Raw genomic sequence first — 22,236 nt, 5'->3', positions numbered from 1 at the left:
CGACGTGCCAGGGCCGCCCCCCGGTGTGGGAAGGCGGCCCTCTTTTACGTGCCTGACGTGCCGGAGCCGCCCTCCCGGTGTGGGAGGGCGGCTCCGTCGCCAAGCTCTGCTCAACGCCTCGCGGGTCAGCCTTGGATGCTGTCGTCGTCGATCGGTGAGTCGTCGGTCGGCTGCGTGTCGTCCGTGGGCGAGTCGGTCGGCTGTGGCTGGTCCGTCGGTTGGTCCGTCGGCTGTGGCTGCTCCGTCGGCTGCTGCTCCGGACCCGTGGAGACCACGATCGTCACGGTGGTGTTGGGGTTCTGCGGTGTGCCCGCTTCGGGGTTCTGCTGGATGACCGTGCCCTGAGGCTGGTCGTCACTTGCCTGCGGGACCGCCTTGACCTTGAAGCCCGCCCCTCTGAGCGTCTTGGTGGCGTCCGCCTGGGTCAGGCCGATCACGCTCGGGATGGCGGTCTGCTCCTTGGGCACGTAAAGCGTGACGGTGCCGTCCTTCTCGACCTCCTCGCCGGCCTTGGGATCGGTCTCGATGACCTTGCCCTGCGGCTTGCTGGAGACCTTGGTCTTGACCGTGCCGGTCAGCCCGACCTTCTCGAGGATGTCGTTGGCCTCCGCGGTCGTGGCGCCGATCAGCCCGTCGGGAACCTTCACCTTCGGCGGGCCCTTGGACACGACCAGCTTGACCGTGGAGTCCTTCGCCACGTTGGTGCCTGCGCCGGGCTCGGTCCTGATCACGGTGTCCTTGTCGTACTCGGCGCTGGCCTCCTTCACCACCTCGGCCTTCAGCCCCAGAGTTTCGAGCTGGGTCGTGGCGGCCTGCAGTCGCTGCGCGGCGAGCGAGGGGACCTTGATCTCGCCCGTGGGTTTGTCGCCGCCGCTGCTGAACACCACGTAACCGATGCCGATGAACGCGCCGATGATCAGGAGCGGGATGACGATCCAGGCCGCGGTCTTGAGCGCGGTGTTGCCGCCGCCGCTGTTGGCGCGCCGTCGGCCGCCCCGGCCGCCGTGCCCGCCCTCGTCGTACTCGTAGGGGGGCACCGCGCGGGTGCCCTGAGTGGCCGGGCCGGTGGCGGCCTGGGTCGCCGTCATCATGCGGGTGCCCGCGCCGTAGTTGCTGGTCATCGCCATCGTCTGGGCGTCGACCGGCATGCCGGACATCGCCCGCTGGATGTCGGCCCGCATCTCGCCCGCGTTCTGGTAGCGATGCGCCGGGTCCTTGGCCATGGCCTTCAGCACGATCGCGTCGCACCACGCGGGGATCTCGGGATCGATCTGCGACGGCGGGATGGGCTCCTCGCGTACGTGCTGGTAGGCGATCGCCACCGGGGAGTCGCCGGTGAACGGCGGCTGGCCGGTGAGCAGCTCGTAGAACACGCACCCGGTGGAGTAGATGTCGCTGCGGGCGTCGACCCGCTCACCGCGCGCCTGCTCGGGCGACAGGTATTGGGCGGTCCCTATCACCTGCGCCGTCTGCGTCATCGTCGCGGCCGAGTCGGCCATCGCGCGGGCGATGCCGAAGTCCATCACCTTGACGTCGCCGTTGCGGGTGATCATGACGTTGGCCGGTTTGATGTCGCGGTGGACGATGCCGCCGCGGTGGCTGTAGTCCAGCGCCCGCAGGATGCCGTCGACCAGCTCGGCCGCTCGCTCCGGCAACAACCGCCGGTCGGCCCGCAGCAGGTCGCGCAGCGTCCTGCCGTCGACGTACTCCATCACGATGTAGGGCACCGGGGCGCCCTCGCTGACGTCTTCGCCGGTGTCGTAGACCGCGACGACCGCCGGGTGGTTCAGCGAAGCCGCGGACTGCGCCTCACGGCGGAAACGCGCCTGGAAGGTGTGATCGCGCGCCAAGTCAGAGCGGAGGGTCTTGATCGCGACTACGCGGTCCAGCCGGATGTCTCGGGCGCGATAGACCTCGGCCATGCCGCCGCGCCCGACGACGCCGTCGAGCTCGTAACGACCTCCGAGTCGCCGAGGCTGAGTCATTTCCTGCACTGTCCCTTACCGTTCATCTTGGGTACCGGCCTGCTCGCGGGCCGCCGGTGTCCATCATCGACCCCGTGGCGCATCACGTCTCCTCCTTCGGCGGGTTTGTGACACCCGGGTCAGGCGAAGCACTTGGTGTCGGAGTTGTCGGTGTAGTGGTGGGCCTGGGCGTCGGTGTGGGAGTCGGGGTACGGGTTGTCGGGGTGGACTTGGGGGTTGGCTTCCTGGTTGGAATTGCCGTCACGCTTACCGTAGCCGACCGTGAGGGTACCGGCCTCTTCGACTTCACCGTAACGACGGGAGGTCGTCGAGTGTGAGTCTTGGTCTTGGACGGCTTCCATACCGGGGTCACGCTCACCGACTCCGACGGGTCGGCGATGCTGGGCGGGCCGGACACCGCGTCGCGGTCCATGAAAGTGAAGGCGCTGAGCCCGACGGCGGCGGCGCAGCCCGCGCTGGCGAACAGCGCCAGCGTCAGCCTGCCCCTGCGGCGGCGGGGTGGAGCGGGCGCCGCACCGGGCCGCCCGGTGATCGAGCCGGGGGACGGCGAGCGCAGCGTCGTGGCCGTCGGCGTGGCGAGGTCGTCGGTGACAGACCCCTCATCCGGCCGCCCCCGAAGGCCCTCGTGCTGCCGCCACTCCTGGAAGCCCTCTTGCCGCTGCCGGCCCCGGACGCCTTCCTCCTGCTGGCGTACGCGGAAGCCCGCCGGATCGGTGAGCATGCTGAGCTCGGCACCCGACTTGTTGGCGGCCAGCGACTGGCGCAGCCGCTGGGAGCGGTCGGCGACCTCCATGGCCGACGCGGGCCGCTGCCGCGGATCCTTGGACAGCAGCACCATGACCAGCTCGCGCACCGCGGCGGGCACGTCGACGCCGAGCGGTGGCGGCGGGTCGTTGAGGTGCATGAGCGCGATCGCCACCGGCCCTTCGGCCTGGAACGGCGTGCGCCCCGACAGGCACTCGTAGGCCACCACGCCCAGCGAGTAGAGGTCGGTCGACGGGGTGAGAGGCAGCCCCTGCGCCTGCTCCGGGCTGACATATTGGGCCGTACCGAGCACGGTGCCCGTCAGCGTCACCGGAGCCGACTCCATGGCGCGGGCGATGCCGAAGTCGGTCACCTTGATGGTGCCCTCGGGCGTGACGAGCAGGTTGCCGGGCTTGATGTCGCGGTGGATGACCCCCGCCGAGTGGGCGGCGTGCAGCGCCTTGGCCGTCTGGTGCACGACGTCGAGCGCCACTTCGGGCATGAGCGAGCCGTTGCGGGTCAGGATGGCGGACAGCGGCTCGCCGTGCACCAGCTCCATCACCAGGTAGGCCAGGTCGCGCTGCTCGCCGTAGTCGAAGATCTGCGCGATGCCGGGGTCGGCCAGGGCGGCCGTGATCCTGGCCTCGTTGCGGAAGCGGCCGCGGAAGGACTGGTCGTCCTGGATGTGGCTGCGCAGCACCTTGACCGCGACCTCACGTCCGAGCAGCTCGTCACGAGCACGCCAGACATCCCCCATACCGCCCGAGGCGATGCGGGAGAGCAAGAGGTAGCGGTTACCGAGCCGCATGATCCAGCAGAGTAGCGGTCATCACTTGTTCAGCACCGCCTCCATCACGGCTTTGCCGATCGGCGCGGCGGTGTGGCCGCCCGTCGCCTCGGCGCCGACGTTGGCCGCGCCCGACTCGACGATGATCGCGACCGCGACCTTCGGGTCGTTGGCCGGCGCGAAGCTGATGAACCAGGCGTGCGGCGGCTGGCCGTTGGACGTCTCAGCGGTGCCGGTCTTGCCCGCCACGTCGACGCCGGGGATCTGCGCCAGGTTGGCGGTGCCGTTGTTGACGACGCTGACCATCATCTCGCGCAGCTTGCCCGCCGTCTCGGAGCTGACCGCCTCCGACAGTTCCTCGGGCTTGGCGTCCTCGACCGAGTCGCCCTTGGAGTCAGTGATCTTGTTGACCAGGTACGGCTTCATGACCTTGCCGTCGTTGGCGATGCCCGCGGCGATCATGGCCATCTGCAGCGGCGTCATCTGGTTGCTGCGCTGGCCGATGGAGGACATGGCGATGGCCGCCTTGTCCTCCTTGGGGCCGAAGGAGCTCTGGGCCACCGACATCGGAATGCCGATCTGGGTCCCCATGCCGAACTTCTCCGCCTGCTGCTGCATCTTGTCGTAGCCGAGGTCCATGCCGATCTGGCCGAACGGCGTGTTGCAGGACTTCTCCAGTGCGTAGACCAGCGGGACCTTGCCGGCTCCGCAGGCCGCGCCGCCGTAGTTGGGCAGGCTGATGTTGGTGCCGGGCAGCGGGAGGCGCTGTGGGGCGTCCACGACCGTCTGGGGGCCGCGGCTGGAATCGTCTTCGAGGTAGGCCGCCGCGGTCACCACCTTGAACGTGGAGCCGGGCGGGTAGGTGCGGTCGATGTTGCGGTTGAGCAGCGGCTGGCCCTTGTCCTTGGCCAACTTGTCGTAGAGGGGGAACACCTCGCCCTTGTTGGTGCCCGACAGCTCGGCCGGGTCGTAGGTGGGCAGCGACACCATCGCCAGGATCGCCCCGGTCTTCGGGTCGAGCGCGACGACCGCGCCCCGCTTGCCGCTCTCGCGCAGCGCGTCGTAGGCCGCCCGCTGGGCCTTGGGGTTGATCGTCACGTCGACGTTGGCGCCCCTGGTGGGCTCACCGGTGAACAGGTCGATGCTCCGGCGCAGCAGCAGGTCGGGGCTGGAGCCGTCGAGCCATTTGTTCTCGGAGCGCTCGATGTTGGACTCGCTCTCCGGCGAGAAGAAGCCGGTGACGTGCGCGTAGAGCTTGCCGTCGGGGTATTCCCTGAGGAAGCGGAAGTCGCCGTCCTTCTTCTCCACCGACTGCGCCAGGATTACCTTGCCACCGGCGGTGATGCGACCCCGCTCCACGGCGTAGCGCGCGTAGTAGTTGCGCTGGTTACGGGAGTCTGCGCTGTATTGCTCCGCTTTTACGGCCTGCACGTAGTTCACGTTGATCATCAGAAGTGCGAACATGGCCAGGCAGGCCACGGCCGCACGCTTCAGAGTGCCGTTCATCGCTGGAACACCTGCGTCATTCCCTCGTTCTGGATCGCCTGGGGCGGAGGTCGCCGTGCCGAGTCTGACATGCGTACCAATAGTGCGATAAGGATCCAGTTAGCGAGCAATGCTGAGCCACCCTGGGACATGAACGGGGTGACCAGGCCGGTCAGGGGGATGAGGTTCGTCACGCCGCCGACGATGATGAAGACCTGCCAGGCCAGGATGAACGACAGGCCGCCCGCCAGGAGCTTGGAGAACGGGTCGCGGGCCGCGAGCGAGGTGCGCAGGCCGCGCTGGACCAGCAGGGCGTACATCATGAGCAGCGCCATCAGCCCGGTCAGGCCCAGCTCCTCGCCGGTCGCCGCGAAGATGAAGTCGGAGAACGCCAGCGGGATCAGGTAGGGGTGTCCCTGGCCGAAGCCGGTGCCCAGGATGCCGCCCGCGCCGAACCCGAACAGGCCCTGCATGGTCTGGTAGCTCTTGCCGCACATCGGGTCGCCCGGAGGATCCTGCTGGCAGATGTCGGCGTTGCCGTAGTAGACCTTGTTGGCGGGGTCGAGCCAGACGTCGAATCGGGCGCCCACGTGGTCGAAGACCTGCCCGGCGAGGAAGGCGCCGCCGACGAAGAGCAGGATGCCGATCAGCACCCACGACGTGCGCTGGGTCGCGATGTAGAGCATCGCGATGAACGTGCCGAATATCAGCAGCGAGGTGCCGAGGTCCTTCTCGAAGACCAGCACCAGCAGGCTGAAACCCCAGGTGACGAGGATCGGGCCGAGGTCCCTGGCCCTGGGCAGGTCGATGAAGAGCAGCCGCCGCCCGGCCAGGGCCAGCACGTCGCGCTTGGCCACCAGGTAACCGGCGAAGAAGACGACCAGCGCCAGCTTGGCGAACTCGCCGGGCTGGATGGAGAAGCCGCCGATGCGGATCCAGATCTTGGCGCCCTGCACCTCGCTGAGGCTGCCGGGCAGCATCGCGGGGATGGCGAGCAGGACCAGGCCGACGGCGCCCGCGGTGTAGGTCAGCCGTTGGAGCACGCGGTGGTCGCGCAGCACGATCAGCGTGATCGAGAACATGACGACGCCGAGACCGGTCCACATGATCTGGTTGGCGGTGGACGCGCCGCGCATCCCGGAGGCCTCGAGGCGGTAGATCGTGACCAGGCCGAGGCCGTTGATCAGGGTCACCAGCGGCAGGATCAGGGGATCGGCCCAGGGCGCGAACTTGGCCAGGACGAGGTAGGCGGCCAGCATGAACCCGCCCAGCCCCAGGCCGTACGTCAGCATGCCCGAGGGGATCGCGCCGTCGAGAGCCAGCCCGACATTGGCATAGGCGCCCATGACGATCACGACCGCGAACGCGAGCATGGCCAGCTGGGCCCCACGCCGCTTGGCCGGCATGAGGACGGGGGCTTCCGCCACTTCACTCATCTACTGCGGTTTCGCCTTCGTCTTCGTCGCGCTCGCGGAGGGCGAGGCGGTCGCGGTCGGGGTGGCGGCCTTCTGGTCAGTCGGCTCCGCGGTGGCCTTGAAACCGTTGATCCTCGTCATGCCTTCCGCCAGGGTCTTGACCTCGATGCCGCCCTTGATCAGTGCCTGGTCGGGCTCGGAGAGCTGGGAGAGCGGCTTGCCGGTGTGCTGGGCGACCGAGAAGAACTCGAACGGCCCCACCTCCTGGCGGATGCCCCGGAACACGACCACCTCGTCGCCCTTGGCCCCGACGAAGAACTGGTCCTGGGTCCACTGCCAGCCGAAATAGCCGCCGGCGCCAATGGCGACGACGGCCACACCCAGGACCGAGACCAGCATGGGCCACGCCCGGCGCCGCTTGACCGGCCGCCGGGCCGCCTGCGGGCCCGGCTCGTCGAAGTCGTCGTCGGTGAGCACCGGCTGGGGCGCGGTCACCGCGCCCGGCCGGCCCGGCGAGGTGTCGTGCGCTTCGAGCCGCAGGCGCGTCATGCCCGCCGCCCCGACGGTCGCCGACTCGGTGGTGGGCGCCTGCTGCCCCTCGGCGAGCTCCAGCACGTCGGCCAGGACGCAGGTGATGTTGTCGGGCCCACCACCCCGGTTGGCCAGGTCGATCAGCTGACGCACGACCTCTTCCGGGTCGTCGATGTTGGTCAGCGTGGCATGCAGGGTCTCCGCGCTCACCACTCCGGACAGGCCGTCGGAGCAGAGGAGATAACGGTCGCCCACCTGCGCCTCGCGCAACGTGAGGTCGGGATCGACCTCGCCGCTCCCGTCGAGTGCCCGCAGCAGGATCGAGCGCTGCGGGTGCGTCGCGGCCTCCTCAGGCGTGATGCGCCCGTCATCGACCAACTGCTGCACCAGCGTGTGGTCGTGGGTGATCTGGTAGAGCTCCCCGCGTCTGAGCAGGTAGGCGCGCGAGTCGCCGACATGCACCAGGGCCACCGAGGTGCCGTTCCAGAGCATGGCGGTCAGCGTGGTGCCCATGCCCTTGAGGCTGGGATCCCGGCCCACCATCTCGTGCAGCTTGCGGTTGGCGTCGCGTACCGCTGCCTCGATGGCGTTGAGCAGGTCACCACCCTGTTGGGCCTCGTCGAGAGAGGCCATTGCGGCGATGGCGACAGAACTCGCCACCTCACCGTGTGCGTGTCCGCCCATACCGTCTGCGACGGCTAGCAGACGGCCGCTTGCGTACGCCGAGTCCTCGTTTCCTTCGCGGAGGAGGCCGACGTCCGAGCGGGCGGCGTAGCGGAGTGCGATGGTCATTTGCGCAATTCAATGACTGTCTTGCCGACGCGGATCGGAACACCGAGCGGCACCGGGGTCGGGCGGGTGACTTTTGAGCGGTCGAGATATGTGCCGTTGGTCGAACCGAGATCTTCCACGATCCACTGACCGTCCTGAGGGAAGAGCCGGGCATGCCGGCTGGAAGCGTAGTCGTCGGTGACTACCAGCGTGGCGTCGTTCGCCCGGCCAATGGTGATGGGCGTCTCCGTGAGATTAATGGTGGTGCCTTGCAGCGGGCCACCCGTCACAACGAGCTGGCGTGGCTCGCCCTTCTTATTCTTCGGCTTGGCCGCCGGTTTGGTGGGCTTGATGCCCTTGCGTGGGCCCGCGGGGGCCGTACGTGATCCGAACAAGTCTGTCCGGATCACGCCGACTGCGGCAATGACGAAGAACCACAGCACAGCCAGGAAGGCGAGCCGGATCAGCAGCAGCGTGAGCTCGGACATGGACCGTCTGTCTACCCCTAATCGCGCCGGAACACCAGTGTCGTACGCCCCAGGGTCACTCGCGTGCCGTTCTGGAGCTCGACTCTGCGTACCGGCTGGCCATTGACGAACGTGCCGTTCGTCGATCCGAGATCGACTAGGGCGACTAGCTGACCCTCGACGCGCAACTCCGCGTGGTGGCGAGAGACGCCGGGGTCGACGAGACGAAGATCGCAGTCGGTGCCCCTGCCCAGCAAGGTCACCGGAGTGGTGAGCTCGTAGGAGCGGTCGCCCTGCGGATCGTCCTGAGTGGACACGAGCAGCCGGGGCCGCCCGTTGAACGCGTTGGGCCTGGATGGTGGCAGATCACTCGCCGGCTGGCGAATTTCGTCCTGCTCCACCGTCGCGCCGCGGATGACTCCCGACCTGATGCGGAACAACCCCACTGCCAGGTCGGCGGCGGTTTCGAAACGAACCCGGACCGGTCCCACGAAGGAGTAGCCCTGTTCTTTGGCGTACTCCCTGGCGAGGTTGGCCAGCTCGTGGCTGATGCTGTCGGCATAGACCTCAAGCCGCTCGCTGTCGGTCGTGGACAGTTCAACCACGAAGTCGTTGGGCACGAGCGTCCGACCTTGAGCGACGATCGCCGCACGCTCATCCATCTCCCGCTGAACCGCGCTGGCGACCTCGACCGGCTGAAGGTCAGATTTGAACGCCCGCGCAAAGGCCCCCTCAACCAAGCCTTCGAGCCTTCGCTCGAAGCGCTGAAGGACTCCCACCGGGTACCTCCCTTCCTCCGTGCATATGATCGCGGCCACCAAACGCGCACCGCGCCTGGCCTCCGCTCCTCCCACGTCGCGGGTGGTCCCGGCGCTCGTCGGCTGTCGCGCCCAGCTCCTCCGCTCCCGTGTCTTATGCGATCGTATCCGGGTTCAGTACCAGCGGCTGTTCCGTGCTACTGTTTCTCCGCACCCACAAGGGCGGGTGGCGGAACGGCAGACGCGCACGGTTCAGGTCCGTGTGTCCGAAAGGACGTGAGGGTTCAAATCCCTCCTCGCCCACTCGTTGACGGGGACCCTATGGTCGCCAGCCCCCCTCCGGGGGGGCTTGCTTCCCTCGGGTCCCCTCGTCGTTTACACCGGGGGGCGACCCCCGGACCCCCAGCAGGAAACCCGCTGGTGGTTGTTCACCGGCCGGTTCCTCGCCTTAACCCGCTGGTGGTTGCTCACCGGCCGGTTCCTTGCCTTAACCCGCTGGTGGTTGTTCACCGGCCGGTTTCTTGCTTAACCCGCTGGTGGTGCTCTTCGGGCGGTTCCTTGCGTTAATGCCTGTAGTGCTCTCATCGGCCAGTTGCTGGCTTGAATCCTTGTGTACGCGGCAGACCCACAGTGGCGAAAGAGGGGCCGGATCGCAAGGGGCGGGGACTCCTGTTTTTGGGAACCTTGTGGGCCCGCGTTGGGAACGGTAGGCCCGGCCGGTTGCAGATCGCTTTCGGATGGCTTTCCGGCCGGGCGTGTGTTGTTGCCCACACTTGTGGGGTTAGGCGGCCATTGCTCGGGTGTCGAGGAGTTCGCCCACCAGGTCGGTCAGGCTGACCATTCCGATGACCGTGCCGCCCTGGCCCGTGACCAGCGCCAGGTGGGCGTGGGCCTCCTGGAGTGCGGTCACCGCCTCGGGGACCTGGGTGACGCAGGGCAGGCGGGGGACCGGGCGGGCCAGGTCGCCCGCTGCGCGGTTGGGATTGATCAGGGCGTCTCGGGCATGCAGCACGCCCTGTACGTCCCCTGGAGCGCCCACCAGGAGGCGTAGGTGGCCGCTCTCCGCCGCCGCCTGCTTGATGCGCGTGGCGTTGGCCGACGCCGGCACGGTGACCACCTGGTCGATGGGGACCATGAGGCGCTCGATGCCTTCTGCCTGGAGGCGGAGGGCTCTGGTGAGCAGGTCATGCTCTTCTCTGTCCAGGAGGCCCATCCGGCCCGACTCGCCCACAAGCATGGCGAGCTGGCGCGGGGTTCTGGTGGTGGCCAGTTCGTCACGTGGGACCACGCCGAACAGGCGCAGGATCACGTTGGTCAGGCCGTTGAGCGCCGACAGAAGCGGGCTCATCAGCGACGTGAAGCCGCGGAAGGGCAGCGTCAGCAGCAGGGCGGCCCGCTCGGGGTGGGTCAGCGCCCAGGACTTGGGGGCCATCTCGCCCACCACCATGTGCAGGAACGTCACCAATGCCAGCGCGATGGTCAGCGCGATCGGCATCCGCATCGACTCGGGCACGCCTACTGCGGCGAAGACCGGCTCCAGGTAGTGCTCGATCGCGGGCTCGGTGACCTGGCCCAGGCCCAGCGTGCAGAGCGTGATGCCGAGCTGGGCGCCGGCCAGCATCAGGGACAGTCGCCGGCCGCCGCCCACCGCCGACTTCGCGGTGATCCGCACCAGGCGGTTGCCGTTGGCGGCCATCTCCTCCAGGCGGTGCCGCTTGGCGGAGACGAAGGCGAACTCGGCCGCCACGAACAGCGCGTTCAGCAGTAGTAGGGCCAGGCTGATCAGGATCATCGTCATCGGACGGCCTCCGCGTGCTGGACCGGTGCCAGCCGTACCCATTCGGGGACGCGGCGGTTGAGGGACAGGACGGTGAGTTCGGCCTGGTGCTCCTGTTCGTCCTCGGCGAACGGGTCCGTCTCCGGGATGACGGGCACGGTCACGGTGTCACCGGGCTCCGGCATACGCCCCAGCCTGGCGAGGACCAGCCCGGCGAGCGTGTCGTAGTCGTCGCTCTCGGGCAGTGAGACGCCGGTGGCCCGCTCGACCTCGTCGAGCCTGAAGCGGCCCGGCACCTCCCAGATACCGTCCGGCTGCGCGACCGCGCCGTCCGGCTCCGGGTCGTTCTCGTCGATGAGCTCGCCGACCAGCTCCTCCGCCAGGTCCTCGACGGTGATGACGCCGGCGAGGTCGCCGTACTCGTCGATCACACATACCAAGTCGTCCTTGGCCGAGCGCATCTGGTTCAGTACGGCCGGCAGCGGCAGCGAGTCGGGCACCAGCACCGCGGGGCGGGTGATGCCGATGATCGAGCCGTCTTCGAGACCGGAGGTGATCAGCTCGCGTACGCCCGTCACACCCACCACGTCGCCGTCGGCGCCGAGCACCGGGTAGCGGGAGTGGCCGCACTCGCGTATGACCTCCACGAGGTCGGAGATCGGCTGGGAGTCGCGGAGCACGACCACGCGCGGGCGCGGGACCATGATCTCCTCCGCGTTGCGGTCGCCGAACTCCAGCGCCCGCTCCAGCAGCTCCGACAGCCGCGGCGGCAGCTCGCCCGCCAGGGTGGACTCGGCGATGATCCGCGAGAGCTCCTCGGGGGTCGCGCCGTGCTCCACCTCCTCGACGGGCTCGATGCCGATGCGCCTGAGCAGTCCCGTGGCCGCCGAATCGAACAGGCGGACCACCGGGCCGACCACGGCCAGGTAGACCAGCGTCGATCCGGCGAGGAACTTGGCGACGGCCTCCGGCCTGGCGATGCCGAGATTCTTGGGCGCCAACTCGCCGAGGACCATCTGGACGATGGTCGCGACGAACACACCGATGGCCACGGACAGGCCGGTGATGAGGCCGTCGGGCATGCCGGTGTCCGTCAACCACGGACGAACGATCGTCGCTATGGCGGGCTCGGCCAGGAAGCCGACCAGCAGCGCGGTGACGGTGATGCCGAGCTGCGCGCCGGAGAGCATGAACGACAGGCGGGAGGTCACCTGGAGGGCCTTCTCCGCGGCCTGGTCGCCGGCGGCGGCCTGCTCGCGCAGGAGGCCCCGGTCAGCGGCCACGAAGGCGAACTCCTGCGCGACGAAGTAACCTGTCGCGGCGGTGAGCAGGAAGAGGGCGATGAGCCCGAGGTACGCGCTCACCGGGACGAGCTCCGAAGAGGTGAGCGATCAGGGGATCCCGTGCGTCCGCACGGGCGAATATTCCAAGGGTCCGGGGCGGACACGATCATCCTTTCGATGGCGGAAGTCCATAAACCGTAACGATGCAGATGGCAGCAATGTTTCCGACGTGACGCTCCGCTAGTTCTGCGTACTTTTCCGTGGGAAAACCTTGGCGAGACGTCTTCACTGGTGGGGGGTTGGACGTAGCGTCTATGACAACCGAAGGGGAAAGAGGCCAAGTGTCTGAGGAAGACCGGACGAGAGCCATGCGCTCGCCGGGCGATGGTCGCCCGCTGCCGGGTCGGAACGGCGACGGGCCGCGGTCGGGTGGTGCCCCCGCGCATCGGATTCCGTCGACGCAGCAGGTCCCTCCGCCGGCTCAACAGGCGCCGCCGACGAACCAGTCGCCCTCCGACGCGCCGCGCGCCGGTGGTTCGCGCGTGTACGGCCGCGAGCGCTCAGGCGGCAGCCCGATGAAGCCGTTCACGCCCAAGGCGGAGCCGGCCCCGTCGGGGCCGAAGCCGCCGCGTAGGCGGATCAAGGGCCGGACCATCCTGAAGATCGTCGCCGCCGTGGTCGCACTGCTGATCGTGGTGGCAGTGGGGCTGTTCTTCTGGATCGACTCTCGGCTGACCGGGATCCCCGGCGTGCTCGACGGCGAGGGCCACCCCGCCGACACCCCGGGCACCAATTGGCTGCTCGTCGGCTCCGACAGCCGCAAGGGCCTGTCGGCGGCCGACCGCAAGAAGCTCGCCACCGGCAAGGCGGCCGGCCAGCGCACCGACTCGATGATGCTGCTGCACATCCCGGCGGGCAGCGACAAACCGACTCTCATCAGCCTGCCGCGCGACTCGGCGGTCACCATCCCCGGCAAGGGCCGCAACAAGCTCAACGCCGCGTACGCCATCGGCGGCCCCAAGCTGCTCGCCCAGACGATCGAGTCCGTCACCGGGGTGCGCATCGACAACTACATGGAGATTGGTTTCGCCGGGTTCGTGGACATCGTCGACGCGGTCGGCGGCGTCGAGATCAACGTCCGCGCCGCGGTCGACGACCCCAAGGCCGGGCTGAAGCTCAAGAAGGGCGTCCAGACGCTGACCGGCGCCCAGGCGCTCGGCTACGTCCGTACCCGCAAGGGCGGCGCGCTGCCCGACTTCGAGCGGACCAAGCGCCAGCGCCAGTTCCTCGGCGCGGTCGTGAAGAAGGCGGCCAGCCCCGGCACGCTGATCAATCCGTTCACCTCGATCCCGCTGGCCATGAGCGCCACCGACGCGGTGGCGGTCGATTCGAGCACGGGCGCGTTCGACATGCTCTCGCTGGGCCTGGCCATGGGCGACAGCCCGGTGACCACGGTCGTGCCGTTCGGCGGCAACGAGATCGCCGGCGGCGGCAGCGCGGTCAAGTGGGACAGGGAGAAGGCCACCGCCCTGTTCAACGCGATCAAGGAGGACAAGCCGGTGCCGAAGGAGATCCTCGACGCCGGCTGATCCCGTCTTCTTTCTGGTCTTCTTGCTGTCCTTCTTCTCCTCCGAAGGTGGAATCCCTTCGGGGGAGAGTCCTGCCACGACGGGCCGTCGACCCCTGCTGTAGCTAGCTTCCTGCGGTGGTGGCGCCGGTGCTGGCGCCGATGGCGGCGGTGGTGGCGGCGATCACCATGACCGAGTTGATCGCGGCGATCGTCTTGGCCACCGCGTCGCCCGCCCAGTCGCCCTCGGAGATCTCCTTGATGCGGGCCTTGTTCGCGCCGGGGAACGCCTTGCGGTCGAGCTTGGCGGCGTGCATGACGGCGATGAGCACCGCCGTACGCCCGTCGGGCTCGGCGCCCGCCAGGACGCCGCTCACGCGCTGCCTGACCTCCGCCTCGACGCTGCCGTCGGCCTCCGGCCAGCGGGTGGTGGGGAAGATACCGAGCACCTTGCCGCGCTCCTCGGCCAGCACGCCCGTCTCGGCGAGCCGGACGAGCAGGCGCCGGCGCAGCTTGGTGGAGTGGAACCGCTGGACCCACCAGTCGGGCTTGCGCTCCTTGCGCTCCTCCGCGATGCGGGCCAGCGCGGCGTCGAGTTCGTCGTCGCCCAGCGGCGTGGCGTCCTCGAGGGACACCTTCTTGCCGGTCAGGGCCACCCGCTCGTTGATCGCCAGCTCGGCGAGGATCGCGCCGCCGAGCGCCGGATCCAGTTGACTGGCGCTGATGAGTTGCTTGCCCTCCTTCTCGCTGTACGCGAGCAAGAGGAGTTCTTCCGCGATCGTCACACTCATTCCCTGACACTAACCTGCCGCTCATGGGTATCTCCGAGAAGTTGCACGCGGCCGGGCGCCCCCTCCTCGACGCGCAGCTCGCGCATCCCACGGTCGTCGGCATCGGGCGCGGCGATCTGGCGGAGCCGGTGTTCCGGTCGTGGCTGGAGCAGGATTATCTGTTCCTGCTGGACTATGTGCGGGTGTTCTCGCGGTTGGCCTGGCAGGCGCCGGCCGCGCATCTGGGCGATCTCGTCGACCTGGCGCACACGACCTTCCATGACGAGCTGAGGCTGCATCGGGAGCTGTCGGCCTCGTTCGGGGCGACCTTGGAAGGCGCACGGAAGGGGCCGGCGTGCGCGGCCTACACGACGTTCCTGCTGGAGTCGGCCGCCGATTATGGCGAAGGGCTGGCCGCGCTTTATCCGTGCATGTGGGGATATTCGCAGCTTGGTCGGCTCTTGGCGGAGGACTTGCCCGCCGAGCCGCGCTATCGGAGATGGGTGGAGACGTACGCCGATCCGGGATTTGCGGCGCTGACTGTGCGGATCGCCGAGATGATCGACCAGGCCGATCCCGAGCCCGCGCGGGCGGAGGCGTTGTTCCGCGAGGGGATGGCGCACGAGCTGGCGTTCTGGGACGTCCCATAGTTATCCACAGGCTGTGGATGACGGTGCGTCGTACCCTGGTGGCATGCCTGAACTCCCCGAAGTGGAATCGCTCGCCGGTTTCCTGCGCGAGCGGGCGGTCGGTCGCACGCTCCTGGGCGTCGACGTGGTCGCCTTCTCGGCGCTCAAGACGTTCGACCCGCCGGTCACCGCGCTCGGCGGGCTGACCATCACGGGCGTGGCCAGGCACGGCAAGTTCCTCGACTTCGACTGCGACGGCCTGCACCTGGTCATCCACCTGGCCCGCGCGGGGTGGCTGCGCTGGCGCGAGGACCTCTCGGGCGCGAAGCCGGTCCGTCCGGGCAAGGGCCCGCTGGCGGTACGGGTGCGCCTGGCGCCCGACGACGAGGGCCTGGCGCCCGGGTTCGAGCTGACCGAGGCGGGGACTCAGAAGCGCCTAGCCGTCTATGTCACGAAAAATCCTGATGACGTGCCGGGTGTCGCCGCCCTCGGCCCCGACCCCCTCGACGACGCCTTCACCGTGGCCACGCTCAAAGCCATCCTGAACGGCAGCCGTACCCAGGTGAAGGGCCTGCTGCGCGACCAGAAGGTGATCGCGGGCATCGGCAACGCCTACTCCGACGAGGTGCTGCACGCGGCCAAGATGTCACCGTTCAAGATCGCCTCGACCCTCACCGACGCCCAGATCGCCGACCTGCACGAGGCCATCGTCACCACGCTGCGCGAGGCGGTGGAGCGGGCGCACGGCCTGGCCGCGAAGGACCTCAAGGCGGAGAAGAAGTCCGGCCTCCGTGTCCACAACCGCGCCGGTCAGCCGTGCGACGTCTGCGGTGACACCATTCGCGAGGTGTCCTTCGCGGACTCCTCGCTGCAGTACTGCCCCACCTGCCAGACGGGCGGCAAGCCGCTGGCCGACCGCCGCCTGTCCCGCCTGCTGAAGTAACGCCTCCGCGCCTATGGTCATGCTCTGACGATGATGGGTTTCTCGGGCTCTCCGGACCTGTCGGTCCCCTGCGTGGGGGTGGGCGGGCGTCGGCGTAGGCCGGTGGCCATGATGAGCGCGGCGACTGCCGTGGCGGCCAGCGGCACCAGCAGTGCCGTCCTGATGGCCGCCAGTCCGGCCTCTGCGGAGGTCGCGTCGCCGAGTGCCGCCACGCTGACCGCCGTGACCATGGACAGCCCGAGCGCCGCGCCGAACTGGAAGGCCGAGTTCAGCAGCCCACCGGCCAAGCCCTGCTCGTCCTCCGCGATGCCCTCCGTGGCGACGATCGTGAGCGGGCCGTACACGAAGGCGAACATCAGCCCGATCAGCAGCATCGACGGCAGCATGGCCGCGTACGACCAGTCCATCCCGACCCCCACGAACAGGCCGTAAGCCGCGAGCCCGGACAGCAGGCCGCCGAAGATCACCCGGGCGTTGCCGTACCTCTGCACCAGCCAGGGGGTCAGCGTGGGCGCGAGCGCCACGTCGGCGGCGGCGGCGAGCAGGGCCAGGCCGGTCTGGACGGTGGACCAGCCGCGCAACTCCTGCAGGTACAGCGTGACGAGGAACTGGAAGCCGAAGAACGACGCGGTGAGCAGCAGCGCCGTCAGGTTGGCGCGCACCAGTGGCGCGGAGCGCAGGATGCCCAGGCGGACGAGCGGAGTGGCCGACCGCCGCTCGATCACCACGAACGCCGCCAGCAGCGCCACGCCGCCCGCGAACGCGCCGACGGTCCAGGCCGGGCCGTCGGTGGGGTGCTCCAGCCGTACCAGGCCATAGACCAGCAGCGTCATCGCGCCGGTGATGGTCGCGGCCCCGGCCAGGTCGACGCCGCCGGCGGGCCGGGGCGTCCGCTGCTCCTTCAGCAGCGGGACGGCGGCGATCAGGATCGCCAGCGAGAAGAGGACGGGCGCGAAGAAGACCCAGCGCCAGCCGATCGAGCTCAGCAGACCACCGATCACCAGCCCGAGCGCGAACCCGGCGGCCCCCGTCCCCGCGTACACCAGCAGCGCGCGGTTGCGCTGCCTGCCCTCGGGGAAGCTCGTGGTGATCAGCGACAGCCCGGCGGGCATCATGAAGGCGGCCGCGACCCCGGTGAGGAACCTGGCGACCAGCAGCACCCACCCCTCGGTCGCGAACCCGCCCAGCCCGGAGAACACCACGAACACGCCGAGCCAGAGCAGGAACATCCTGCGCCTGCCCAGCAGGTCGGCCGCCCGGCCGCCGAGCAGGATGAAACCGCCGCAGCCCAGGACGTAGGCGCTCACCACCCCGCTCAGCATGCCCGTGGACAGCCCCAGATCCGCCCTGATCGACGGCAGGGCCACGTTCAGCATGGCCACGTCGGTGCCCTCGATGAAGATGGCCCCGCACAGCACGATCAACATGCCCCAAGCGCGTTTGGACATGGTCAACTCCTGGTTACTTATCGGCATTCGGTTATCTCTGGTAACCATCCAAATCATCCGGCAGTATGAAATGTCATGGAAGACGGCACTTCTAAGTCACCCGGTTACTGCGAGAGCACCGTGGACGACGACTACGACGTGTGGCAGTGGGACACCAGGGAGGACTGCGAGGTCCGGCAGATACTCGACCGGGTCGCCGACAAGTGGTCGCTGCTGGTCATCGCGCTGCTCGACTGCCAGAGCCTGCGCTTCACCCAGTTGCGCCGCGAGATCGACGGGGTCAGCCAGCGGATGCTCAGCGTGACCCTGCGCCACCTGGAGCGCGACGGCCTGGTCAGCCGTACGGTCCACCCCGTCGTGCCCCCGAGGGTCGACTACGCGCTCACGCCGCTCGGCCGGACGCTGCACCAGACGATCAAGAGCCTGGTCACCTGGACCGAGGAGCACCGGCAGGAGATCGCCACGGCGCGTGCTGCCTACGATGAGCGACGCGAGATGATGGAGGCATGACGGTTCCAGAGATTCCGGCAAGCGACGTTCCCGCTGACGCCTACCTGCTCGACGTGCGCGAACAGGACGAATGGGTGGCCGGGCACGCCCCCGAGGCGGTGCACATCCCGATGACGCAGATCCAGGGGCGGGTCGAGGAGGTGCCGGGCGACCGGACCGTCTACGTGGTCTGCCGGGTCGGCGGCCGGTCGTTCCAGGTCGCGGCCTGGCTCAACCAGCTCGGGCGCGAGGCGGTCAACGTCGACGGCGGCATGCAGTCCTGGGCGGGCGCGCGCCGCCCGATGGTCAGTGAGACGGGGCGCCCGCCGTTCGTCGCCTGACGGATGGCATAATCCGCTCGACAACTACACAAACCGCGGGAGCTCGGGGTGCACCGGGCTGAGAGGGCGACTGATCTGTCGCCGACCGCATGAACCTGTCCGGGTAATGCCGGCGTAGGGAGTGTGAGATGACGCATGTCGTCGACGAAGTCCCGCTGACCCTCGAAGGGACGCCCCCCAAGACGCTCGGGCTGCTCGACCAGGGGGCCCTGTGGGCGAACCTGGCGGTGAGCCTGCTGGGGTTCAGCGGCGCGCTGTTCCTGCTCGACCCGCTCGGCGGCAGCCCGCTCAGCCTGACCGCCGCCCTGCTCGCCGCGCTCGTCGGCAGTCTGGTCGGCACGGCCATGGTGGGGCTGTCGGCCATCCCGGGCACGCAGACCGGGCGGCCGGCGATGGTGCTGCTGCGCGGGTTGTTCGGGGCGCGGCTGTCCTACATCCCGACCGTGCTCAACATCGTCCAGATGATCGGGTGGGGCGCCTTCGAGCTGTGGGTGATCGCCAAGGGTGCGATGGCCATCTTCGGCGACGTGGTGCCGTACCAGGTGTGGGTGGTGGTGGCGGGGGCGTTGACCACGTCGCTGACCATCTGGCCGCTCGGGTCGGTCCGGCTGCTGCGGCGTTACGTCACCATCGGGGTGATCATCTCGCTGGTCTGGTTCGCGGTGGCGTTCCTGTCGAAGGCTCCCCCGCAGGGCGGCGGGTCGTGGACGGCTTTCGCGCCCGCGGTCGACTACGTCATCGCGCTGTCGGTCTCGTGGGTGCCGATCGCCGCCGACTTCGCCCGGCACTCCAGGTCGAGCCAGGCGGCCTTCGCGGGCGTGGTCGGCGGCTACACGCTGGCCCAGGTCGCCTGCCTGGGGCTGGGCGTCTACGCGGTGGCCATCGCCGGGTCCGCCGCGGTGGCCGCCGACGGCACGGCCGTGTTCGGGGCGTTCGTCGCGGTGCCGCTGGGCGCGCTGTTCTTCGCGATCCTGGTGCTGCGGGAGGCCGACCAGTCGTTCGCGAACGTCTACTCCACGACCATGTCCCTGCAGAACCTCATGCCGCGCGTCGACCGGCGGGTCTTCTCGATCGCCATCGGCGTGCTGACCACCGCCATCGCGCTGGTGGTCGACGTGAACTCGTACGGGGCGTTCCTGGGCGTGATCGGTGCGGTGTTCGTGCCGATGTTCGCGGTGCTGGCGGTCGACTACTTCCTGCTCGGCGGATCCTCGGGGTGGAACACCGACGAGGACGCGCCCGCTCGCTGGTCCATGCTGGTGCCCTGGGCGCTCGGTTTCGTGGCCTACTGGCTGACCACCTCCACGCCCACGGTCGCGCAGTGGGACGGCCTCTGGGCGGCCGTACGCGAGGCCATCGGGTTCACCAGGCAGCCGTGGATGAACGGGGCCCTGGGCGCGGCTCTCGTGGCGGCTCTGGTGACGCTGGCGATCGGCTGGGCGACCAGGCGCGCGTCGATCACGCGTCGTTGAGTACGTACCTCAGGCCCGCGAGCGTTTCTCGATGTTGAGGAGATGACGCTTGGCGGCCTGGCCGCCCGCGTAGTCGCCGAGTTCGCCGTCGCCCGGCACGATCCGGTGGCACGGCACGACCACACAGACGGGGTTGGCGTTGAGCGCGTTGCCGACCGCGCGCAGCGCGCGCGGGCGGCCGATGCTCTCGCCGATCTCGTCGAGGGTCGCCGTCTCCCCGTAGGGCACGGCCATGGTCTTCTGCAGCACCGTGCGGGCGAACGTCGTGGCGATGGACAGGTCCACCGGCGTGGCGAAGGCCCGCAGGCGCCCGGAGAAGTAGGCGTCGAGCTCCCTGCGCACCGGATCGAGCCGCCCGGGGTCGGGCCCGACGAACGCGCCCACATGCCGGACGACCAACTCGAAGACGGTGTCCTCCGACTCGAAGCTGCACGCCACGATGCCCTTGCCGCTCACCGCCAGCACCAGCCGGCCGACCGCGCCGTCATAGGTGCCGAACGCCACATCGGGCGGCACCTCGCCGCGATAGGTGGCGGAAGTCACCCGCAGCAGGGCATCGAGGTCTCCACTGGACATACCCGCCACCCTCTTCCGCCGCCCTGAAAGGCCGTGCCCGCAGCGTATCGGACGGATCGCCCGACGAACGCCGCACGCCACAGGCACTATGGAGGTGTGGGTGACGACAGAGCAGGCAGTGACGATGAGATCGCTCGCGCGGTGCTCGCCAGCTCGCCCAACGCCGTGGTCGCGCTCGACAGGGACCAGACCGTACTCGTCTGGAACCGGGCGGCGGAGCGGCTCTTCGGCTGGTCGGCCGAGGAGATGCTGGGCCGCAGGGCGCCGATCGTGCCGGGGGAGCTGACAGCGGAGCACAACGCGGTGCTCGAACGGGTGCGTACGGGCGGCCAGGTGTCGCTGCGCACCAAGCGGTTGCGCAGGGACGGCACCGTGCTCGACCTGAGGGTCGACACGAGCGCGCTGCTCACGGGCAGCGCCGTGGCGGGCTACGTCTTCGTGCACCATCTGACCGAGGCTGACGAGGCCGCCAGGAACCGCATGGCGCGGCGGGCCCGGCTGGTGCGCCGGCTCACCGACGTGGTCGGCGACATCAACGCCGAGCTGGAGCTGTCCACGGTGCTCGACCGCATCGCGGCCAGCCTGACCGAGCTGACCGGCGCCGACGCGGGCGGCTTCGTGCTCATCGAGGGCGAGCGGCTGCGGCTGGTGAGCGCGCACCAGTTGCCCGACTCGCTCAAGGACGTGACGGCCGAGCTGCGTACCAGCCTGGTCGGCAAGCTCTTACGTACCGGGAAGACGGTGATGCTGGAGTCGCAGGGGCTTGGCGACCTGGTGTGGGCCGAGCTCGACGGGCTGCACACGATCGCGCTCGGCCTGGCGGCGGTCGGTGGCCGTCCCTACGGGGCGCTGTACGCGCTGTTCGCCGAGCACAAGCCCGGCCATCTGGAGCTCGAGCTCCTGGAGCTGCTGGCCGGGCACGCCGGCATCGCGGTCGGCAACGCGGTGGCCTATCAGGAGGCCGTACGCCAGCGGGCGCACGAGCGGGCGGTGTTCGACGCCAGCGCCGACGGCATCGCCGTGCTCGACCGCGCCGGGCGGGTCAGCCAGTGGAACCCGGCCGCCGCCGAGCTCACCGCGACGCCGGGAGAGGCCGTCATCGGCGGGCCGCTGCCCTTCCCGCTGCCCAGCCCGGGAGAGAAGCTCACCTACCAGCTGGAGAGCGGGCGCTGGCTGGACGTGGTCAGCGCCCAGATCGTGGAGACCGGAGAGGTGGTCGTCGACTTCCGCGACGTGACCACGGCCAAGGAGCTGGAGGAGGCCAAGGACCTGTTCCTGGCCACGACCAGCCACGAGCTGCGCACGCCCATCACGATCGTGCGCGGGTTCGCCAGCACGCTCGACGCGCGCTGGGACAAGCTGAACGACACCGAGCGGCGCTCCGCCGTCCACACGATCGCCGAGCGGGCCAGGTCGCTCGGCCAGCTCATGGACCACCTGCTGCTCGGCGCCAGGGCGGGCGCCGACGAGCCGCCGGTGCGCATCGAGGCGTTCGATCTGGCCGAGCGGATCCACGCGGCCACGCTCGGGCTGCCCGTGCTGTCCGACAGGCACCGGGTGGAGGTGGCCATCCCCGACGCGCTGCCGTACGTCAGAGGCGACGCGCTCGCCACCGACATCATCCTCGGCCAGCTGCTGGAGAACGCCTTCAAGTATTCGCCGACGGGCGGCCTGATCAGCGTGGGCGCCTGGCCCGAGGACGACGCCGTGGTCGTGGTCGTGGACGATGAGGGCGTCGGCATCGCCGCGCCGGACCGGGAGCGGGTCTTCGAGCGGTTCGTCCAGGTCGACAGCGGTGACCGCCGCAGGTTCGGCGGAGTCGGCCTCGGGCTCTACATTGTCCGCAGTCTGGCCAGGGCTCAGGGCGGCGATGTGAGTGCCCATCCGCGACCCGGTGGAGGCACTCGAATGCGGCTCGTGTTGGGCAACGCTTCCCCTATCCGATCCGACACACCGATGCGGTAACGAGGTGGTAACGGTTACGCTGATCTATCGTCC

General features: G+C 69.2%; 19 protein-coding genes, 1 tRNA gene and 1 riboswitch. Of the genes, 8 read left to right on the top strand and 12 right to left on the bottom strand.

Going from position 1 to position 22,236, the window contains the following annotated elements:
- Positions 1–125: 125 nt before the first annotated feature.
- From pknB to AB0B64_RS11435, 7 genes are all read right to left on the bottom strand, one after another.
- On the bottom strand, positions 126–1,985 hold the full coding sequence (gene pknB, locus AB0B64_RS11465; RefSeq protein ID WP_357938363.1) for a Stk1 family PASTA domain-containing Ser/Thr kinase: 1,860 nt from the start codon (positions 1,983–1,985) through the stop codon (positions 126–128).
- A gap of 82 nt (positions 1,986–2,067) precedes the next feature.
- On the bottom strand, positions 2,068–3,537 hold the full coding sequence (locus tag AB0B64_RS11460) for a serine/threonine-protein kinase (protein WP_358176608.1): 1,470 nt from the start codon (positions 3,535–3,537) through the stop codon (positions 2,068–2,070).
- Between the two features lie 21 nt (positions 3,538–3,558).
- The gene (locus AB0B64_RS11455) at positions 3,559–5,022 is read right to left on the bottom strand and encodes a penicillin-binding protein 2 (RefSeq protein WP_358176605.1); all 1,464 of its coding nucleotides are present in this window, start codon (positions 5,020–5,022) and stop codon (positions 3,559–3,561) included.
- Positions 5,019–6,437 (bottom strand): FtsW/RodA/SpoVE family cell cycle protein, encoded by a 1,419-nt coding sequence (locus AB0B64_RS11450; protein WP_358176602.1) that lies wholly within the window; start codon positions 6,435–6,437, stop codon positions 5,019–5,021. The genes AB0B64_RS11455 and AB0B64_RS11450 overlap by 4 nt, the downstream gene beginning before the upstream one ends.
- The gene (locus AB0B64_RS11445; RefSeq protein WP_358176599.1) at positions 6,438–7,739 is read right to left on the bottom strand and encodes a Stp1/IreP family PP2C-type Ser/Thr phosphatase; all 1,302 of its coding nucleotides are present in this window, start codon (positions 7,737–7,739) and stop codon (positions 6,438–6,440) included. It abuts the gene before it with no gap.
- Positions 7,736–8,206 carry an FHA domain-containing protein gene (locus AB0B64_RS11440; RefSeq protein ID WP_214635377.1) on the bottom strand — a complete coding sequence of 157 codons (471 nt, stop codon included), beginning with the start codon at positions 8,204–8,206 and terminating at the stop codon, positions 7,736–7,738. Before AB0B64_RS11440 ends, AB0B64_RS11445 begins: the two co-directional genes overlap by 4 nt.
- Before the next feature lie 17 nt (positions 8,207–8,223).
- The gene (locus AB0B64_RS11435) at positions 8,224–8,964 is read right to left on the bottom strand and encodes a DUF3662 and FHA domain-containing protein (protein ID WP_214635378.1); all 741 of its coding nucleotides are present in this window, start codon (positions 8,962–8,964) and stop codon (positions 8,224–8,226) included.
- Between the two features lie 199 nt (positions 8,965–9,163).
- Between AB0B64_RS11435 and AB0B64_RS11430 the strand changes: the two genes are divergently transcribed.
- A tRNA-Leu gene (locus AB0B64_RS11430) sits at positions 9,164–9,246 on the top strand.
- 478 nt (positions 9,247–9,724) lie between these two features.
- Here the strand turns inward: AB0B64_RS11430 and AB0B64_RS11425 are convergent.
- Both AB0B64_RS11425 and AB0B64_RS11420 read right to left on the bottom strand, forming a co-directional pair.
- Complete coding sequence (locus tag AB0B64_RS11425) at positions 9,725–10,741, bottom strand: hemolysin family protein (RefSeq protein WP_357938373.1); 1,017 nt, start codon at positions 10,739–10,741, stop codon at positions 9,725–9,727.
- On the bottom strand, positions 10,738–12,084 hold the full coding sequence (locus AB0B64_RS11420) for a hemolysin family protein (protein ID WP_357938375.1): 1,347 nt from the start codon (positions 12,082–12,084) through the stop codon (positions 10,738–10,740). Before AB0B64_RS11420 ends, AB0B64_RS11425 begins: the two co-directional genes overlap by 4 nt.
- A gap of 494 nt (positions 12,085–12,578) precedes the next feature.
- On the opposite strand from AB0B64_RS11420, the gene AB0B64_RS11415 reads away from it, so the two are divergent.
- Positions 12,579–13,592 (top strand): LCP family protein, encoded by a 1,014-nt coding sequence (locus AB0B64_RS11415; protein WP_358176596.1) that lies wholly within the window; start codon positions 12,579–12,581, stop codon positions 13,590–13,592.
- 103 nt (positions 13,593–13,695) lie between these two features.
- On the opposite strand, the gene AB0B64_RS11410 is transcribed toward AB0B64_RS11415, so the two are convergent.
- A complete protein-coding gene (locus AB0B64_RS11410; RefSeq protein ID WP_357938379.1) occupies positions 13,696–14,361 on the bottom strand; it encodes a GPP34 family phosphoprotein in 666 nt (221 codons plus the stop codon).
- Positions 14,362–14,384: 23 nt separating this feature from the next.
- Between AB0B64_RS11410 and AB0B64_RS11405 the strand changes: the two genes are divergently transcribed.
- A complete protein-coding gene (locus AB0B64_RS11405) occupies positions 14,385–14,990 on the top strand; it encodes a transcriptional regulator (protein ID WP_357938381.1) in 606 nt (201 codons plus the stop codon).
- A 43-nt stretch (positions 14,991–15,033) separates the two neighbouring features.
- On the top strand, positions 15,034–15,912 hold the full coding sequence (locus tag AB0B64_RS11400; protein WP_358176594.1) for a DNA-formamidopyrimidine glycosylase family protein: 879 nt from the start codon (positions 15,034–15,036) through the stop codon (positions 15,910–15,912).
- 17 nt (positions 15,913–15,929) lie between these two features.
- On the opposite strand, the gene AB0B64_RS11395 is transcribed toward AB0B64_RS11400, so the two are convergent.
- Positions 15,930–17,360 carry an MFS transporter gene (locus AB0B64_RS11395; RefSeq protein ID WP_358176591.1) on the bottom strand — a complete coding sequence of 477 codons (1,431 nt, stop codon included), beginning with the start codon at positions 17,358–17,360 and terminating at the stop codon, positions 15,930–15,932.
- 75 nt (positions 17,361–17,435) lie between these two features.
- Here AB0B64_RS11395 and AB0B64_RS11390 point away from each other — a divergent pair, with 75 nt between their 5' ends.
- The 3 genes from AB0B64_RS11390 to AB0B64_RS11380 all read left to right on the top strand — a co-directional run bounded on the left by AB0B64_RS11390 (position 17,436) and on the right by AB0B64_RS11380 (position 19,662).
- On the top strand, positions 17,436–17,870 hold the full coding sequence (locus AB0B64_RS11390; protein WP_357938387.1) for a helix-turn-helix domain-containing protein: 435 nt from the start codon (positions 17,436–17,438) through the stop codon (positions 17,868–17,870).
- Complete coding sequence (locus AB0B64_RS11385; RefSeq protein ID WP_357938389.1) at positions 17,867–18,190, top strand: rhodanese-like domain-containing protein; 324 nt, start codon at positions 17,867–17,869, stop codon at positions 18,188–18,190. Before AB0B64_RS11390 ends, AB0B64_RS11385 begins: the two co-directional genes overlap by 4 nt.
- A 25-nt stretch (positions 18,191–18,215) precedes the next feature.
- Positions 18,216–18,328: riboswitch (TPP riboswitch) on the top strand.
- Complete coding sequence (locus AB0B64_RS11380; RefSeq protein ID WP_357938391.1) at positions 18,319–19,662, top strand: cytosine permease; 1,344 nt, start codon at positions 18,319–18,321, stop codon at positions 19,660–19,662. (Overlaps the previous riboswitch by 10 nt.)
- Positions 19,663–19,671: 9 nt before the next feature.
- On the opposite strand, the gene AB0B64_RS11375 is transcribed toward AB0B64_RS11380, so the two are convergent.
- A complete protein-coding gene (locus tag AB0B64_RS11375) occupies positions 19,672–20,238 on the bottom strand; it encodes a methylated-DNA--[protein]-cysteine S-methyltransferase (protein ID WP_357938393.1) in 567 nt (188 codons plus the stop codon).
- Between the two features lie 96 nt (positions 20,239–20,334).
- On the opposite strand from AB0B64_RS11375, the gene AB0B64_RS11370 reads away from it, so the two are divergent.
- Positions 20,335–22,203: a PAS domain S-box protein gene (locus tag AB0B64_RS11370; protein ID WP_357938395.1), complete on the top strand. Its 1,869-nt coding sequence runs from the start codon at positions 20,335–20,337 to the stop codon at positions 22,201–22,203.
- Positions 22,204–22,236: the final 33 nt, after the last annotated feature.

Origin of the sequence: Nonomuraea sp. NPDC049129, from assembly GCF_040648495.1 — a bacterium.
In the GTDB taxonomy this organism is placed as follows: Bacteria; Actinomycetota; Actinomycetes; order Streptosporangiales; family Streptosporangiaceae; genus Nonomuraea.
Note: the sequence above shows the minus strand (reverse complement) of the source record. Positions and strands in the feature narration are given on the sequence as shown.